This is a genomic window from Methylococcus sp. ANG (assembly GCF_040730495.1).
Classification (GTDB): domain Bacteria; phylum Pseudomonadota; class Gammaproteobacteria; order Methylococcales; family Methylococcaceae; genus Methylococcus.
The window spans coordinates 67,945-84,230 of the sequence record NZ_CP160399.1 but is presented as its reverse complement, the minus strand read 5'-3'; the positions used below and the strand labels follow the sequence as shown (position 1 = coordinate 84,230).

16 protein-coding genes are annotated in these 16,286 nt (G+C 64.7%); 6 read left to right on the top strand and 10 right to left on the bottom strand.

Annotated elements, in window-relative coordinates:
- Nucleotides 1-476: 476 nt before the first annotated feature.
- Nucleotides 477-860, top strand: a complete 384-nt coding sequence (locus ABZN20_RS00400) for a hypothetical protein (RefSeq protein WP_218809087.1) — start codon at nucleotides 477-479, stop codon at nucleotides 858-860.
- On the opposite strand, the gene mltB is transcribed toward ABZN20_RS00400, so the two are convergent.
- Nucleotides 841-1,968, bottom strand: a complete 1,128-nt coding sequence (gene mltB / locus ABZN20_RS00395) for a lytic murein transglycosylase B (RefSeq protein ID WP_367026424.1) — start codon at nucleotides 1,966-1,968, stop codon at nucleotides 841-843. The two genes, ABZN20_RS00400 and mltB, sit on opposite strands and share 20 nt — an antisense overlap.
- Nucleotides 1,969-2,090: 122 nt before the next feature.
- On the opposite strand from mltB, the gene ABZN20_RS00390 reads away from it, so the two are divergent.
- Complete coding sequence (locus ABZN20_RS00390) at nucleotides 2,091-3,245, top strand: transglycosylase SLT domain-containing protein (RefSeq protein WP_255556334.1); 1,155 nt, start codon at nucleotides 2,091-2,093, stop codon at nucleotides 3,243-3,245.
- A gap of 4 nt (nucleotides 3,246-3,249) precedes the next feature.
- On the opposite strand, the gene ABZN20_RS00385 is transcribed toward ABZN20_RS00390, so the two are convergent.
- On the bottom strand, nucleotides 3,250-4,017 hold the full coding sequence (locus ABZN20_RS00385; RefSeq protein WP_367026423.1) for a 4Fe4S-binding leucine-rich repeat protein: 768 nt from the start codon (nucleotides 4,015-4,017) through the stop codon (nucleotides 3,250-3,252).
- Entirely contained in the window at nucleotides 4,010-4,765 is a 756-nt protein-coding gene (locus ABZN20_RS00380; protein WP_218806184.1) for an ankyrin repeat domain-containing protein, read from the bottom strand. The genes ABZN20_RS00385 and ABZN20_RS00380 overlap by 8 nt, the downstream gene beginning before the upstream one ends.
- Nucleotides 4,766-4,958: 193 nt before the next feature.
- Between ABZN20_RS00380 and ABZN20_RS00375 the strand changes: the two genes are divergently transcribed.
- The 3 genes from ABZN20_RS00375 (at nucleotide 4,959) to ABZN20_RS00365 (ending at nucleotide 8,618) form a co-directional block, all read left to right on the top strand.
- Nucleotides 4,959-6,185, top strand: a complete 1,227-nt coding sequence (locus tag ABZN20_RS00375; protein WP_367026422.1) for a glycoside hydrolase family 57 — start codon at nucleotides 4,959-4,961, stop codon at nucleotides 6,183-6,185.
- 90 nt (nucleotides 6,186-6,275) lie between these two features.
- Complete coding sequence (locus ABZN20_RS00370; RefSeq protein ID WP_367026421.1) at nucleotides 6,276-7,736, top strand: glycosyl hydrolase family 57; 1,461 nt, start codon at nucleotides 6,276-6,278, stop codon at nucleotides 7,734-7,736.
- Nucleotides 7,737-7,880: 144 nt separating this feature from the next.
- Nucleotides 7,881-8,618, top strand: a complete 738-nt coding sequence (locus ABZN20_RS00365) for a helix-turn-helix domain-containing protein (RefSeq protein ID WP_218806181.1) — start codon at nucleotides 7,881-7,883, stop codon at nucleotides 8,616-8,618.
- On the opposite strand, the gene ABZN20_RS00360 is transcribed toward ABZN20_RS00365, so the two are convergent.
- Nucleotides 8,608-9,372 carry an ABC transporter permease gene (locus tag ABZN20_RS00360; protein WP_218806180.1) on the bottom strand — a complete coding sequence of 255 codons (765 nt, stop codon included), beginning with the start codon at nucleotides 9,370-9,372 and terminating at the stop codon, nucleotides 8,608-8,610. The two genes, ABZN20_RS00365 and ABZN20_RS00360, sit on opposite strands and share 11 nt — an antisense overlap.
- Before the next feature lie 6 nt (nucleotides 9,373-9,378).
- Nucleotides 9,379-10,305, bottom strand: coding sequence for an ABC transporter ATP-binding protein (locus tag ABZN20_RS00355; RefSeq protein ID WP_218806179.1), 927 nt, complete (start codon nucleotides 10,303-10,305; stop codon nucleotides 9,379-9,381).
- Between the two features lie 184 nt (nucleotides 10,306-10,489).
- On the opposite strand from ABZN20_RS00355, the gene ABZN20_RS00350 reads away from it, so the two are divergent.
- A complete protein-coding gene (locus ABZN20_RS00350; RefSeq protein WP_218809086.1) occupies nucleotides 10,490-11,923 on the top strand; it encodes a Ppx/GppA phosphatase family protein in 1,434 nt (477 codons plus the stop codon).
- Nucleotides 11,924-12,355: 432 nt separating this feature from the next.
- On the opposite strand, the gene ABZN20_RS00345 is transcribed toward ABZN20_RS00350, so the two are convergent.
- The 5 genes from ABZN20_RS00345 to ABZN20_RS00325 all read right to left on the bottom strand — a co-directional run bounded on the left by ABZN20_RS00345 (nucleotide 12,356) and on the right by ABZN20_RS00325 (nucleotide 16,245).
- Nucleotides 12,356-12,829 (bottom strand): HXXEE domain-containing protein, encoded by a 474-nt coding sequence (locus ABZN20_RS00345; protein ID WP_218806178.1) that lies wholly within the window; start codon nucleotides 12,827-12,829, stop codon nucleotides 12,356-12,358.
- 358 nt (nucleotides 12,830-13,187) lie between these two features.
- Nucleotides 13,188-13,457 carry a DUF86 domain-containing protein gene (locus tag ABZN20_RS00340; protein WP_367026420.1) on the bottom strand — a complete coding sequence of 90 codons (270 nt, stop codon included), beginning with the start codon at nucleotides 13,455-13,457 and terminating at the stop codon, nucleotides 13,188-13,190.
- Nucleotides 13,454-13,744, bottom strand: coding sequence for a nucleotidyltransferase family protein (locus ABZN20_RS00335; RefSeq protein ID WP_367026419.1), 291 nt, complete (start codon nucleotides 13,742-13,744; stop codon nucleotides 13,454-13,456). The genes ABZN20_RS00340 and ABZN20_RS00335 overlap by 4 nt, the downstream gene beginning before the upstream one ends.
- A gap of 118 nt (nucleotides 13,745-13,862) precedes the next feature.
- On the bottom strand, nucleotides 13,863-15,038 hold the full coding sequence (locus ABZN20_RS00330; protein ID WP_367026418.1) for a glycosyltransferase: 1,176 nt from the start codon (nucleotides 15,036-15,038) through the stop codon (nucleotides 13,863-13,865).
- A gap of 25 nt (nucleotides 15,039-15,063) precedes the next feature.
- Entirely contained in the window at nucleotides 15,064-16,245 is a 1,182-nt protein-coding gene (locus ABZN20_RS00325; RefSeq protein ID WP_367026417.1) for a DegT/DnrJ/EryC1/StrS family aminotransferase, read from the bottom strand.
- Nucleotides 16,246-16,286 lie beyond the last annotated feature (41 nt).

The window sequence follows — 16,286 nt, the reverse complement described above, 5'->3', positions numbered from 1 at the left end:
CGTCTCCTGTTGGTTATGCAGCGTTGTCTTGGATCGCCACTCTCACCATGAGCCGAAGCACAGGGTATGCCATCTCAAAAACGTCAAGTAAACAATAGGTTGGAGCGGATGACAGCATCATGAGCCGCTAATGATTGCACCATTATGATGCGCTCGCGCTCCATGTTTGCACAGTTGCAACAGAAACCGGCATATCGCCAACACTGTTTTCCGGCGCGCATCCAGCCAGCCCATACCGCAACGTTCGGCATTGCGCTAAAGTGTGCCCCTGTGTCCCGCCTCACCGGCCAGCCGAAAAGCGACCCCGCCCCCAAAGCACACCCTGCGGAATCTTCCGGATAAGGCACTTTCAGACGACCGATTTACGATCTACGCGGCATCCTACGGCTATCGTCAGCATCGCGCTGCTTACAGGGACCGTCCTCGCCGGCTGCACGGCCATCAGAACCCGCACCCCGGAAGGCGGCGACGTCACCATGAACGAAAAGGAATTCGCAACCTACGTCGAATATGTTTTCCGCCATCACAACCAGGTATTGAACGAGCTGATCACCTCGGAGGAAACCACCATAGGGAATGGAGACGTCGACGCGGACGATCTGGAGGACGCCGAACTGGACATGATCCGGACCTGCGATCCCCTGAACGAAGTCGTCGCCGCGGAAGCCGAACAGCGCCATGCAAGCTTTTCCACTCTGATGAAGCTCGCGGACGTGGTGCCGGAGTGTGAGTCCCTGACCCGTGAGCTGGAAGCCCTGTTGCACCCCACGCCCGCCGGCCTCACCGACACGAACGTCGACAAGAGCGGCGGCGAAACCTCCGGTGCCGCCGGCGGTCCGGCTAGTGATACTGCGCCTTGATCGCCTGCGCCAGCTCGTGCACGGCCATGGCGTAGTAGGTGCTGTTGTTGTAACGGGTAATCACGTAGAAATTCGGCAGGCCCAGCCAATATTCGTCTCCCGCCTGCGCGCGCAGGCGCAGCAGGCTGACGGCCGTCTCCGCGCCCAGGTTTCGTCGGGGCGCGATCCCGTTGCGGACGAGCTCAGCCACCGAGTAGCGGGTGTTGTATCCGGTCTCCAGCTCGCAAGCCGCTCCCGGCTTCAAGGCCGCCGGCATCACGACGCTCTCCCCGTTCCGCCAGCCGTGCGCGGCGAAATAGTTGGCGATGCTGCCGATGGCGTCCGCCGGCCGCCAGAGGTCTTTCCTTCCGTCGCCGTCGAAATCCACCGCCCAGTTCAGGAAACTGCTCGGCATGAACTGCCCCAGCCCCATGGCGCCGGCGAAAGACCCTTTCGGCTGCGCGGGGTCGATCCGCTCCTGCCTCGCCATCAGCAGAAACTTCTCCAGTTCCTCCGCGAAATAATCGGCACGCCGCGGCGAATCGAACGCCAGGGTCGTCAAAGCGTCCAATACCCGGTGGCTGCCGAGGTTGGCCCCGTAAACGGTCTCCACCCCCATGATGCCGAGGATGTATTCCGGAGGCACGCCGTAGCGCTCGCTGGCCTGCCGCAAGGTACCGGCATGCCGGCGCCAGAAATCGACCCCGCGGGAGACGTGCAGATTGTCCAGGAACTGGGCGCGATACCTGGACCACCCGCCCGGACTGGGCGGCCCCGGCTTGGATTCCTTGCGCATGTAGTTGATCGTCCAGGTTTTGCGCTGCGCCTGGGAAAACAGACCGTTCAGGTAGTCGCGGGGAAACCCGTGCTGCTGCGCCATCCTGGCGATGAACCGGTCGAGCGCCGGATAGCCGGCATAATCGCCCGACACCGTTCGCGCCGAATACCCTCCTTTCAGCGGCGCGCCTGATTCGGCCACGGTGGCGCGGGACGTCTCCGCGGCCGCGGGCTGAGACACGGCGGCACCGACCGCAACGGCGCCGCGCCGGGCGGGCGGATCGGAAGCGCAGCCCGACAGCAGGGCGAGCCCGATGAATATCGCAGGGGAAACAGTAAATCGATGATGCATGGCGAAAGGGGTGTCCGTGATCACGCCCCGCCGGCCGGGGCCAGGCCGGCATTCTAATCCATCGGCCGGCCGATGGCTGGCGCGCCGCCCTGTCCGAGCGGTATCCTTCGTCCGGATAATCCATGCAGCCGCCAGCCCCGGATCAGATGCAGCCTCCGCCGATGGAACCCGATTCCGCGCCGACACCGCCGGACCCGCCCGCCCCCAAGCCCCGGCCGAAACGGCAATCCAAGCCGCGGCGCCGCAAGAAGAAGAAAAAGAGCGTTCCGGCCTGGAAGCGCACGGCCATGATCGGCACCGAGGCGGGGGCTCTGACGGCCGCGTCGCTGGTGGCGATCATCGCCGTCCTGGGCCATTCGGCGGACTGGTTTTCCGGAACCGGTTTCTGGGCGCATCTGCTGCCCTTCGCGGCGACGGTGCTCGCCCTGGCCCTCGCTCACGCCCTGGTGCTCCGCCTCTGGTTCCTCATCCGGCCCTGGCTCGCCGGTAAGGCCGAAATCCTGCCGGCCATCCTGGCCGTTCTCGTCGCCGCCGGCGCCGGCACCCACGCTTCCCGCGAGCAATTCCGGCACGAACTCGGCAGCCTGCGGACCCTGGTCGGCGGCAAGGAGGAGGCCGAACGCATCACCCTCTCCCACCAGGTCTTCGCGGCCTACCGGCGCTCCAATCTGGCCGACCTGCAGCGGCTGATCGAGCGGAGCCAGCTCTTCCGGCCCGCGATCCAGGAGGCCGCCGCGAGCTTCGACGTCGACACGGAGCTCCTGCTCGGCGTCGCTTCCACGGAATCCTCGTTTCTCCCTCGCGACAGCAAGGACGGCGGCCGCGGCCTGTTCCAGATCACCGCGGCTCCGGCACCGGCCGTGGAAGCCGCCCGGAAAAGGCTGGACGCCGCCAGGCTGGACTTGGCGAATCCGCGCCACAACGCCTACGTCGGGGCGGCCACTTTCCGGCACTACCTGGCCGAAATGCGCGGCGACCTGTTCCTCGCGCTGCTGGCCTACAACATCGGCCCCAAGAACGGCGGCCTCCAGTCGATCATGAGCCAGTACGGCGCCCGCGACTTCGTCACCATCCAGCCCTACCTGCAAAACCTGCCGCGCGATTATCCGATCCGGGTATTGAGTTCAGCCCTCGCCTTCCGGCTCTGGCGGCTGGACGGCAAGCTGCCGCGCTACGAGGAAGGCGGCAACGCCATGCACATCCAGAACGTCGGCATTCCCGGCCTGGAACCCGGCAGGCCGGCCGGATCGCCGCTGAGCGCCGCGCTGCTGCGCTGAACGGTCACCCCCCTGCCAGCCGCGCCCGGACCACCTCGCGCACCTCTTCCACCGGGTCGTCGAGCAGCTCCCGCAGGGCTTCCGTCGGCGCCTTGACGGCGGCGAGGTAGCGGATCAGCCATTCGCGGTCGCGCAGCAGCAGCGTCGCGCTGTCCGGATCCATCCGCTCGGCGACGATCTGGCGGACCTGCAGGTTCTCGTCGTAAGCCATCAGGGCGAGGCTCTGCGGCGGCAGCCGCCGCGCCACTTCCTTGCGCACCTGCTCGTCCGGGTCGGCGATCATGCGGAACAGCCGGCCCGCCGGCATCCGCCGCGCCACGTAGACCCGCACCAGGTAATCCGTATCCCCGACCATCGCCTCCAGCCGCTCCGCGGGCAGGCGGTCGGCCACGGTGATCCGGACCTCCCGGTCGACGTCGTGCATCAGGGCCTCCAGCCAGTCCACCGGCACGCGATAGGCCACGGTGCGCCTGACCGCCTCGTCGTCGTCGAACAAGAGCGGCTTGAGCGCGCTCTGGGCGGCATAACGGGCGGCGACGGCCCGGCGCTCCCATTGGGAGTCGAAGAGATAGCGCTCGGCGAGTGCCGGATTGCGCTTCAGGAAGCCGTCGATCCGCCGGCTGTTCAGAACCTGGATGCAGGCCTCGGCCGGATCGCAGCGGCCCGCCGCCAGCAGATCCTTTTCGAATTCGCAGCCGCCGCAGTCCGGCGCCGAGGCGGGACCGGCGCCCGTCCCGGCTGTCGCGGCATGGTCGGGGACGGGCTCAGGCATGGCTTTCGCGCCGTTCCGCGCGCCGCAGCAGACGGAGGGTCTCGATGTTAGCCGCAAGATCCAGGGCCGTGAAATCGTCCTCCGTCCGGATGCCGGGATCGGCGCCGCGGTCGAGCAGGAGCGAAACGGCTTCGGTCCTGCCGGACGAAGCGGCGAAAATGAGGGCGGTCGCGCCTGAAGGGTTGCGGCGGTCCGGATCGACGCCGGCGTCGAGCAGGGCCGCAATGGTCGGAAGATCCCCGCTGTAGCACGCAGCCCACAGGGCGTCGTTGCCGTAGGCGTCGGTCACCGTGAGGTCCGCCCCGGCGGCGGCAAGCGCCTCGACGACATCGGCCCTTCCCAACTGGCAGGCCTTGATGAGGGGCCATGTCCCGCCGGCCTGCCGGTTCGGCTCGCCCGGCTCGAAGCCGTGCTCGCGCAGCCAGCCGGCCAGCGAATCGGCCGGCGCCTGGGCGGTATCGGCGTACCAGGCCTCGAAACCGCCGTCCAGGCTGTATACTTCGCCGAAACCGAAATCGGCGAACATCTGGGCGACGTCCTGGCTGGCGATGCCGTGATAGCAGTACACGAGCAAAGGCTTGTCGCGCGGCAGACTCCTGCGCAGTTCCAGCGGATTGAGATCGGAGAACAGCAGCGCGCCGGGTATGTGGCCGCCGCGGTAGGCGGCGGCATCGCGGACGTCGAGCAGCAGCGGCTCTTTCGTCGCGATCACTTCGCGCGCTTCACGTGTCGATATGCGTCGGAACATCGTACAGTGTCGGATCGGTTGTAGGGTTCGGGACAACGGCCGCGGCGGCCCAAGGCCGCGCCCCGCCCGGCGGGAGCCGGGACCTGCGGCCTTGATCGTTCCGGCGGCGCCAATGTCTCAACCACTATCGAGCAAATAGTCTGCCAAACCGCCCATCCACGACGAAAACGACGTTATCCGGAGTCCAGCGACGATGACCATCCACCATGCCCTGGTGCTGAACCTGCACCAGCCTCCCGGCAACCTGGAACACCTGCTCGACCATCAGGACTGGGAGGCCAAGGAAATCCTGTTCGCCTACGACCGCATCGCCCGCTCGCTGTGGGACTTTTCCGACGTCGGCCGGGTGCATCTGTCGGTCTCCGGCGCCCTGCTGGAAACCCTCTCCAGCCCGGGCTTCCAGGAACGGGTTTACGGCATCGTCGACTGCGGCTCGCTGCTCTGGCACTGGCAGAACCAGTCCATCATCGACATCCTCGGCACCGGCTACTACCACCCGGTGCTGCCGCTGATTCCCGAGCGCGACCGGCTCGAACACCTCAAACGCTGGCAGGGCATCGCCGGCCATGTGTTCTGGCGCCAGCGCTTCAACGGCTTCTGGCCGCCGGAAATGGGCTTCTCCATGGAGCTGATCCCCCTCCTGCGCAAATGCGGCTACCGTTACGTGATCGTCGACAGCGAACACGTGGAGCCGGTCACCCCCATGGCTTGGCAGGAAATCCGCTACCGTCCCCACATCGCCCGCCACGGCAGCATGGAGATCATCGTCATCGTGCGCGACCGCGACCTGTCGGATGCCCAGGAAGCGGGGATGGAGCCGGGCTGGTTCGAGAACGAGCTGAAGGAGCGCACCAAGTGGTGCAATTTCGAGCCGCTGGTCACCACCTGCACCGACGGCGAGAACGGCGGCTGGTTCCGCAACACCACCCACGAGGCCAATTTCTGGGGGGCGTTCTACCAGCCGCTGCTGGCGGCGGCGCGCAAGGGCGGCGATATCCAGCCGGCCTTCATCCACGACTACCTGGACCGCTACGGGGTGTTCGGCGAGGTCAAGGTCAAGACCGGCGCCTGGAACACCGGCTGGCACCACGGCCGCGACTTCACCCAGTGGACGGGATCGGAAGCGCAAAAGCGCGGACTGGCCGAACTCCAAGCCTTGAGCGACGCCCTGCACGCCGAATTCGACAAGGCCGGTGCACAGCGGGCCGGACACGAACTGGACACGGCGCTCTGGCGGTTGCTGCGGGCGGAAACGAGCTGCAACTTCTATTGGGGAGAGGATTGGGTCGGACGCGCCCGCGCCGATCTGGAGGAAGCCCAAGCCGCCCTGGCACGTCACCTCGCCGCCCGCCCGTCAGCGGATTCTGAAACGGGCATCGTGGCGCTGGAAACTCGGCGTCAACCGGAAACGCCCAAATAGCCCGCGGGCGGACACCAATCCGGCGCAACCGCTTGTGTATCATTACCGGACGTTACTTGCATTCCCCCGCCCCAATTCGAGGAGTTGTTCATGACTGAGATAGCGGAATACGTGGACGGCCTGCCCAACATCTGCGGCAGCGAAAACCGGATCGAAGAGGCGCTGAAGCATCGCCCGGCAGAGGTCTTCAGGCCCTCGAGCCCGATCGCTTTCGATCGCGTCCGCGGCGCCTGCGCCATCGCCCTGCACATGCACCAGCCGCTCATACCGGCCGGCGGCGGCGACCTCGCCAGCGCCGAGATCATCAGCAACCTCCAGTACATGATGGAGAACCAGCACATCGGCGACAACCACAATGCGCCCGTGTTCCACTGGTGCTACAAGCGCATGGGCGAATTCATCCCCCAGCTCATGCAGGAAGGCAAGGAACCGCGGGTGATGCTGGAATACTCGGGCACGCTGTTCCACGGCCTGCGCAAGATGGGCCTGGACGACGTCTTCGACAGCCTGAAGACCATCACCTGCCATCCGGAATACCGCCGCGCCGTGGAGTGGCTGGGCTGCCCCTGGGGGCACGCGGTCGCGCCGTCCACCCCGAGCCAGGACTTCCGGCTGCACGTCAAGGCCTGGCAGCAGCATTTCGCCGGCATCTTCGGCCTGGAGGCCCTGGAGCGGGTGCGCGGCTTCTCACCTTCCGAGATGGCGCTGCCCAATCATCCCGACGTCGCCTACGAATACATCAAGACCCTCAAGGACTGCGGCTACCTGTGGGTGCTGGTGCAGGAGCACACGGTGGAGCGTCCCGAGAACGGCTGGGGGCCGGAGCTGAAGCACCTGCCCCACCGGCTGGTGTGCCGCAATTCCGCCGGCGAGAGCGTCAGCATCATCGCCATCGTCAAGACCCAGGGCAGCGACACCAAGCTGGTCGCGCAGATGCAGCCCTATTACGAAGCGAAAAGCCTGTCGCGCTGTGAACTTGCCGGCAAGAGCGTGCCGCCCCTGGTCACCCAGATCGCCGACGGCGAGAACGGCGGGGTGATGATGAACGAATTCCCGCCCAAGTTCATGGAAGTGGTGCACGAAGCCAGCGGCAGCGACACCCCGCTGATGAACGCCACCGAATACCTGGAATTCCTGTTCGGTCTGGGCATCCGGGAATCCGACCTGCCCGAGCTCCAGCCGATCCACCAGAAAAAGATCTGGGAACGCTTCCAGCCGGGCGACGGCCCGGAGAAGCTGGCCCACACCATCGAGAAATTGAAGAAGGAAGACCACCGCTTCCACATGGAGGGCGGGAGCTGGACCAACGACATCTCCTGGGTGCGCGGCTACGAGAACGTGCTGGGGCCGATGGAGGAAGCCAGCGTGGCGTTCAACGCCAAGGCCATCGCAACCGGCGTGAGCCCCGCCGAAGCGCGCTACCGCAAGGCCCTGTTCCACCTGCTGACTGCGCAGACGAGCTGCTACCGTTACTGGGGACAGGGGCTGTGGACCGACTACGGCCGGGAGCTTTGCCGCCGCACCCTGTCCATCCTCCAGCACGATTTCTGAGAAAACCGCAAAATATCCCGACCGGAAGGCGCTCTGAGGCGGCTTCCGGATGTTATCCTTGCGCTTTTCGCCGCCGGCGTCCTGCAAAGCGGGTCCATCGCTTCGTCAAGGATAAGGAAACGGCCGGGACCAGCCAGACCTGACATGGAACACCAGCCCAACGTCTCCCAAAAACTCCGCGTCACCTGTACCAACTGCAGCCTCAATTCGCTCTGCATACCGCGCGGCCTCGCCCAGGAAGACGTCGACCGGATCGCCGACATCGTCGGACGCAGGAAGACCCTGGCACGCGGCGAATACCTGTACCGGCGCGGCGATTCCTTCCGCGGCATCATCGCGATCAAGGCCGGCACCGCCAAGCTGATCGCCCAGGACCGGCGCGGCGAGGAATTCGTCTCCGCATTCCTGCTGCCGGGCGAACTGCTCGGGTTCGACGGCCTGTCCACGGACATCCACCAGTGCTCCGCCATCGCGCTGGAAACCTTCAGCTATTGCGAGCTACCCGCCGCCCAGCTGGACTCCCTGTGCCGGGAAGTGCCCAAACTCCTGCGCGAGCTGTTCCGGCATGCGGGCAAGAGCATCGACAGCGCCACCGATCTGGCCCTGCTCGCCAAGCGGCCTGCCGAGGCGCGTGTCGCCGCCTTTCTCGCCGATCTGTCCGAACGCCTGCAGCAGCGCGGATTTTCCGGCGCCGAGTTCCGCCTGAGCCTGACCCGGCAGGAGATCGGCGAATACTTGGGGATGGCGCTGGAAACCGTGAGCCGCATTCTCAGCCAGTTCGCCAAGGAGGGCGTGATCACCATCAACAGCCGCAACGTCCAGATCCTCGACACCGCCGCCTTGAAACGGATCGCCAGGGGCGACCAGTTGCTCAAGCCTTGAGGCCCGTTCCCCGCCGCAGCAGGATCAGCGCCGCCAGCGCCAGACCCAGGATCAATATCCCCACCATGGCGAAGGCCAGTGTGACCGGCACGTCGGAAATCCCCAGGAAGCCGTAGCGGAAGGCGTTGATCATGTACAGGATGGGGTTGAAGCGCGAAGCCTCCCGCCAGAAATCCGGCAGCAGTTCGATCGAGTAGAACACCCCGCCCAGGTAGACCAGCGGCGTGAGCACGAAATTCGGGACGATGGAAATGTCGTCGAAGCTGTTGGCGAATATCGCGTTCAGGAAACCCGCCAGGGAAAACAGGGTCGCCGTCAGCACGAACATGGCCGCCACCGCCCAGGGATGCGCCGGGTGGAAATCGGCGAACAGCGCCGAGATCGCGAGCACCACCCCGCCGACCACCAGCCCCCGCACCACCCCGCCGCCGACGTAGCCCGCCAGAATCACACCATCGGGCACCGGCGCGACCAGCAGTTCCTCGATGTTGTGCTGGAACTTGGTGGAATAGAACGAGGACACGACGTTCATGTACGAGTTGGTGATGACCGACATCAGGACCACGCCGGGGACGATGTAGTCGATATAGCTGAAACCGCCCATTTCGCCGATCCGGGCGCCGACCACCGTGCCGAAGATCAGGAAATATAGCCCCGTGGTCACCGCGGGCGGCAGCACGGTCTGCGGCCAGATCCGCAGGAACCGGTAGATTTCCTTGAACAGGATGGTCTGGAGGGCGACGCGGTATGTCATATCGGCTCAGATGTCGTCTTCGGAAGTCTCGAGCATGTCCACGAAAAGCTGTTCCAGCCGGTTCGCCGCGTTGCGCAAGCTCGCCACCTCGATGCCGGCTTGGCCGAGCGCGTCGAACAGGCCGTGGACCCCCAGTTCCGTCGGCACCGTGGCCAGGACGCTGCGCTCGCCCCGCAGCTCCAGCCGGTAGCCGGGAACCTCGGGCAGCGCCGATACGGGGTGGCGCAGTTCCAGGATGAAGGCGTTCGCCTCCAGCTTGGCCAGCAGACTGGCCATGTCGCTGTGCTCCACGATCCGCCCGTGATTGATGATGGCGATGTGGCGGCAGAGGTTTTCGGCTTCTTCCAGGTAATGGGTGGTCAGGATGATGGTCGTGCCTTCCCGGTTGATGCGGCGCAGCAGTGCCCACATCGAACGGCGGATCTCGATGTCGACCCCCGCTGTCGGCTCATCGAGGATCAGCAGCCGCGGCCGGTGCACCAGCGCACGGGCGATCATCAGGCGCCGCTTCATGCCGCCGGACAACTGGCGGGAGACGGAATTGCGCTTGTCCCAGAGCCCCAACTGGGTGATGCACTCCTCGGCGCGGCGACGGGCCTCGCGGCGGGGAATGCCGTAATAGCCCGCCTGGTTGACCACGACGTCGATGACTTTCTCGAACTGGTTGAAATTGACTTCCTGCGGGACCAGCCCCAGGCAGCGCTTGGCGGCTTCCCGCTCGCGGTCGAGATCGTGGCCGAAGATGCGCACGGTTCCCGCGGTCTTGGTCACCAGGGAACTCAGGATGCCGATGGTGGTGGACTTGCCGGCGCCGTTCGGCCCCAGCAGGGCGAAGAAGTCCCCCGCCGCCACATCCAGGTCGATGCCCTTGAGAGCCTCGTGTCCGTTGCGGTAGGTCTTGCGGAGATTGCGGATGGAGAGGGCCGGCGTCACGGAAATTTAACGGCTCGATTGATTACAATGGAGGCATCCGTTCCCCCGCATTCAAGGCCAACCATTGTATCAGAACCCTCCCGCCGCCTCGTCCCCGGTTTCCAGCGCAAACCGCGGGCCGCAAGGCCGCCGCCCCCCGCCGGAACTCGTCGCCGCCGTCGACCTCGGTTCCAACAGCTTCCACATGATCGTCGCCAGCCTTCGCGGCAGCGAACTGGTCGTGGTCGACCGCCTGCGCGAAATGGTCCGCCTGGCCGCAGGCCTCACGCCGGCGCGCAATCTGAGTCCGGAGGTCCAGCTGCGCGCGCTGGAATGCCTGGAACGCTTCGGCCAGCGGGTACGCGACATGCCGCCCGGCACCGTCCGCGCCGTGGGCACCAATACACTCCGGGCCGCCCGCAACGCCCAGGCTTTCCTGATCATGGCGGAACAGGCGCTGGGTCATCCCATCGAGATCATTTCCGGCATCGAGGAAGCCCGCCTCACCTATCTGGGCGTCGCGCAAAGCCTGGCCGCCAACGGCCGGCGCCGGATGGTCATGGACATCGGCGGCGGCAGCACCGAATTCATCATCGGCGTGGACAACGCCCCACGCGACAAGGAAAGCCTGCGCCTGGGCTGCGTCTCCATGAGCCTCGCCCATTTCGGAGACGGCAAGATCACGCCCAAGCGCTTCCGGCGCGCGGTCCTCCACGCCGAACAGGAACTCGAACCGATCGAGCATGTCTTCAACCGCGACCGCTGGGACGAAGCGGTCGGCTCATCCGGCACCTTGCGCGTAATCCAGCGCATCATCCAGGCCGCGGGCTGGAGCCGGGACGGCATCACCCCGGAAGGACTGAACCGCCTGGCGGACGCGATCCTTGCGGCTGGCCACGTCGACCGCTTGACGCTTCCCGAACTCAGTCCCGAGCGCCGGCCCATCATCGTTGGCGGGGCAGCGATCGTCCATGCCGCCTTCAACGTGCTGCGCGTCCCCCTCATGAAGGTCGCGGACGGCGCCCTGCGCGAGGGACTGCTGTACGATCTGCTGGGCCGCCTGTTCGACGACGACGTCCGCGGCCGCAGCGTGTCGGCCCTGGCGGCGCGCTACCACGTCGACGCCACCCATGCCGGCCGGGTACGCGACACCGCCCGCCATCTGTTGGAACAATGGCCCTGGACCGGCACCATCGACCGCGACGTCGCCCGGCTCTGGCTGGACTGGGCGGCGGAACTGCACGAAATCGGCCTGGACATCGCCCACAGCCAGTATCAGAAACACGGCGCCTACATCGCCGCCAACGCCGATCTGGCGGGATTCTCACGCCACGAGCAGAACATCCTCGCCGCGCTGATCCGCGCCCACCGGCGAAAGTTCCAGGCCAAGCTATTCCGCGAACTGCCCGCGCCTTGGAATGAGACGGGAAAAACCCTCGCGGTGATACTGCGGCTCGCCGTCGTCCTCAACCGCAGCCGCCACAACGTCCCGCCGCACACGACGCTGGAGCGCCGAGGCAATGCCATCGCCTTGCGCTTTCCCGAAGGCTGGCTCAACGACCACCCCCTCACCAGCGCCGACCTGGAACAGGAAGCCGAATACCTGCGGGGAGCGGACCTGGTGCTGAATTTCGCCTGAATTCGTGTCCTCAGGCGGGAAAATCCCAGGCAAACACGACCCGAAGTACCGTAACGAAGGCGCCTGGGCATGGAGCCAGCGCCATCGAGACCGAGAGGCCCAAGGAACCGGCGACAGCAGAAGCGACGGACGGCGGAAACCCCGCCCCCAAAGCAGGATCGCCAGGAGACGGACTCAACGGCACCTCTAACGCACGGGCTCGAAGCACCATTGCTCTACCGGCCATGTCCGGCGCTCTCCATGACCTTAACCCAGAACCCCTGTTTCTTCACTCCACCGGCCGGGCCGTTTTCCGCGAGGTTGAATCGCTAACGCCAAGCTCAGCTACCCCGAGCGCGCGTTCTCTTTCCGGTGAAGGTCAACGGAAAGAAAAGCGGTCGTGAGAAAGTCGCGCGAGGCGGCTAGGGGTTAACTGCAGCGTCTTGTTCGGTGCTATTGGTCCTGCTTGAAATAGGGGTGGAGCCTCAATTTCAGCATTATGATTGGAGAAGCCATCAGTACGGATCCAACGATGAAGGAAAGGATCAGTGTAAATGCAGATAAAACTCCATCAAGATATGCTCCGTAATATGCCCAGATCGAGATAGGGTAGAACAAAAGAACGGCAGTTCCAAGTCCCGGCGAGAACCTGCCATTGGTAGTCACAAAAGGTAAGACATGAAAAAGTGTCGCATTAATCAGCATCAAGGCGGGGAGGCTGAGAGCATAGGCTGGCAACGACCAAGCCACCGACGAACAAGAAACGCCTAAAACGATCACTACGCCATTTACGACTGCGAAGTGAGCCCAGTTAACGGGTAATTTTAGGACATTTGTGGCCCAGCCTTTCCAGTCAAACGTGTATTCCTCTACGATGTGCAGAGCATAGGCGAAGGTTGCTATCCAAAGAACGTAGCCGTGATTCATTTTTTATTATCACCGAACAGTTGATTAAACAGAATCATTTATAACGGTGTTATGCCGATTTCGCATTCAATGTTAATCAGGTAATCAGGGGTCAGGTCTTGCAAAGAAATACTACCCATTTGTTGCGGATGCCACTACCGCTCGACTTACTGTAGTGTAATGCACGCAAAATATATATGCGATAGTTTTCGTTGAGTAATCAACGGAAAGATAAGCTAAGGTCATGCCCGTGCGAGGATCATCAGCAAATTCTTCGCGATTCGGACAGATAGACATCCTCGCGCCGGTCGCCACAACGTGACGTGATACAGGCCGCCGCACAGTTCTATGCGTAATGGTCTTGCCACGGGGACAGAGTCTATGGGGTTGTCTTGCTTCGCAAGACCTGACCCCGCAACGTTACGAGGATATTGCGAAAGCCGCTGATCTCCCGCCAGGGAATATTGGGGAAGGCCAATTTCCTGTCGTCCGGCAATAATTGCGTGGCTTCGGAAAGCGTCTGCAAATTCCGCAGCGCAGCGTCGTACAGCACTTCATCGCTGGCAATGTCGCCGCGCATCTGGATGCGCCGGATTTTTGCGATGGCGTCCAGGATATGCCGCGCATACGGCTGCCACGACTTGCTCATAACTCCACGGCCTCGTTCATCACCCGCTCGCGGATATGCCGGTTGAGCTCATGCTCCGGTACCAGTTCCACCTTGCGGCGCAGCAGGTTTTCCAGTCCGGCGGTCAGCGGCAAGCGCTGGCGGAACAGGTCGTAACCGCGCGGAAGATCAACCAGAAAATCCACGTCGCTGTCGGGCCGCTCCTCGCGCCGCGCCACAGAGCCAAACACCCGGATATGCCGTGCGCCATACCGCCGCGCCAGTGCCTCGATCCGGTTTTTATTCAGCCACAATTCGTCCAGTAACATTCTTGTCCCGATTGATCATGGCAACATTGGCGCGATTATACTTCTCAGTGATCCGTTCATCCCTGCCTTCGACAAAGACCGGCTGGTCGGATGGGTGTGTCACATCCCCGACGATTATTCAGTGTCCCGCGCCAACAAGCTGCCGATAAATCTCCGCCAGACGCCGCCCTTGTATCGCCGCGTCGTATTCCGTCTCGATGCGCCGCCTTCCCGCGGCGAGGATGCCATCCCATCCGGGCGCCGCGGCGAGGCACAGGCGCAGGCAGTCCAACAGGCCGTCCACATCGCGCTCCCCGGCCAGCCAGCCGGTCCGGCCGTCCAGCACGATCTCGGGGATGTCGCAATGCCGGCTGCTGACGATGGGCATGCCGCTGGCCGCCAGCTCGATGATGGCGACCGGGGCGCCGCCTTCGGTATCGCCGTCGTGCCCGGTGATGCTGGGCGAGAGGAAGACGTGGTTGGCGTAGGCTTCGCGCCAGAACACCTCGTGCGGCTGGAACCCCAGCATCCGTGTCGCCGGTCCGAGATTCGTCCGCTCGATGACATCCAGGATCTTACGCTTTTCCTCCCGGCTTTCCTCCGAGGCGCCGGCATCGCCGATCACGGTGATTTCCACCGGCAGCTCGCGATTCAGCCGGGCCAGCGCTTCCAGGGCATAGGGAATGCCCTTGCGCTCGTGGAAGCTCGCGGCGATCAGCACTTTCAACGGCGTACCCGGACTCCAGGCCCTGGGCTGGTAGCGGATCGTCTCCACCGGCACGCCGAGATGCTGGACCCGGATGCGTTCTGCTGGGCAGCCAAGGCCGGCCAGGGCCTTGGCCATGGCGTCGCCCTCGCACAGATAGAGCGTGCCCTCGTCGGCGAACATCTCCCGGTAGCGATCCCGCCAGATGGGGTGGACCGCCGGCATCCGCGACACGTCCTGGCCGTAGAAGGTCACGACATGGGGTACGCCTAAGCGCCGCACGGCCTTGTGCACGGTCCAACCGTTGTTGCCGAAATGGGAATGGACGAGGTCGGGCCGGATTCGGGCGGCGACCTTGTCGAAAAAGCCGAATCCTTCCCGGAATCCCGCCAGGAACAGGGCACGGTGCAGCAGATAGCCGGCCGGGCTTTCCCGTTTGAGGCAATGGATGTTGGGCACCTCGAACTGGTGCAGGTTCTTGACGCTGCGGCAGACGACGTGGTTTTCGATCGTGGCGGGCAGGTGGCGGACCTGGCTGTACAGCCAGGTTTCGGTCAGCGGCAGCCAGACCGGCGAGTAATGAAGGACCTTGAGCGGCTTATCTGTCATGGTTCCGAGCGAAAGAAGTGGGCGATCAGCGCAGTACGATGGCGCGGACGGCGTCGATGACGTAGGCGACGTCGCTGTCGCTCAAGCCGGGCGACAGTGGCAGGCTCACGGTCTGGCGGCCGATACGCTGGCCGTGGGGAAAATCCTCCGGCCGCCAGCCCAGCGCCTCGCGGTAGTACGGGTGCTCGGGCAGGCTGAGATAATGGACGCCGACCCCGACCCTGCGCGCCGTCATCGCATCCAGGAACCGGTCGCGGCTCACGCCGGTCTCCTTTTCGTCGATCAGCAGCGTGTAGAGGTGATAGGCATGGCGGGAATCCGGCGCCGCCTCGGCCGGCCGGGTCACCGGCAGGTCGGCGAAGGCCTCCTGGTAGCGCGCCCAGATCTCGCGGCGGCGGCGCCAGCTCTCCTCCACCCTGGCGAGTTGATGGATGCCGAGCGCCGCCTGCAAATCCATCATGTTGTACTTGAATCCGCATTCGACGACCTGGTAATGCTTGAAACCCTCGTCGCCAAAGCGCTTCCAGGCGTCCCGGCTCATGCCGTGCAGCGCCAGGGTCTTGACTCGGCCGACGCTGTCGGCGTCCCTGCCGATCACCATGCCGCCTTCGCCGGTGACGACGTTCTTGGTCACGTAGAAGCTGAAGCAGGCGAAATCGCCGAAGCTGCCGGCGGGCCGCCCGCGGAATTCGGTTTCGATGGCGTGGGCGCAGTCCTCGACCATGCGCAGGCCGTGGCGGGAAGCGATGGCGCCCAGGGCGGCCATGTCGCAGGGATGGCCGGCGAAATGCATTGGCAGGATGGCCCGGGTCCGCTCGCCGACGGCGGCTTCCACCGCCCGCGGATCGAGATTCATCGTCGCCGGATCGACGTCCACCAGCACCGGCTCGAGCCCGGCGTGAAGAATGGCGTTGACGGTGGCACAGAAGGTCAGCGGCGTGGTGATGACCTCGTCGCCCGGCTCCAGCCCCAGCGCCAGGAGGCTCAGGTGCAGGGCCGCGGTACAGGAATTCACGGCGGCGACGCGCTGTTCCGGCACGCCCTTGTAGCGGGCGAAATCCGACTCGAACCGGGCCACCCGCGGCCCCGTCCCTATCCATCCGGATTCGAGGCAGGCGACGACTTCGTCGATCTCCGCGCGGGAAATGGCGGGCGCGCCGAAAACCAGGAAATCGTCCCTGAGCGCCGGGCTGGTCTGCTTGTTCATGTGATGTGGTATCTGCTGCGGATTGGAGCCGTGGCCCGGCG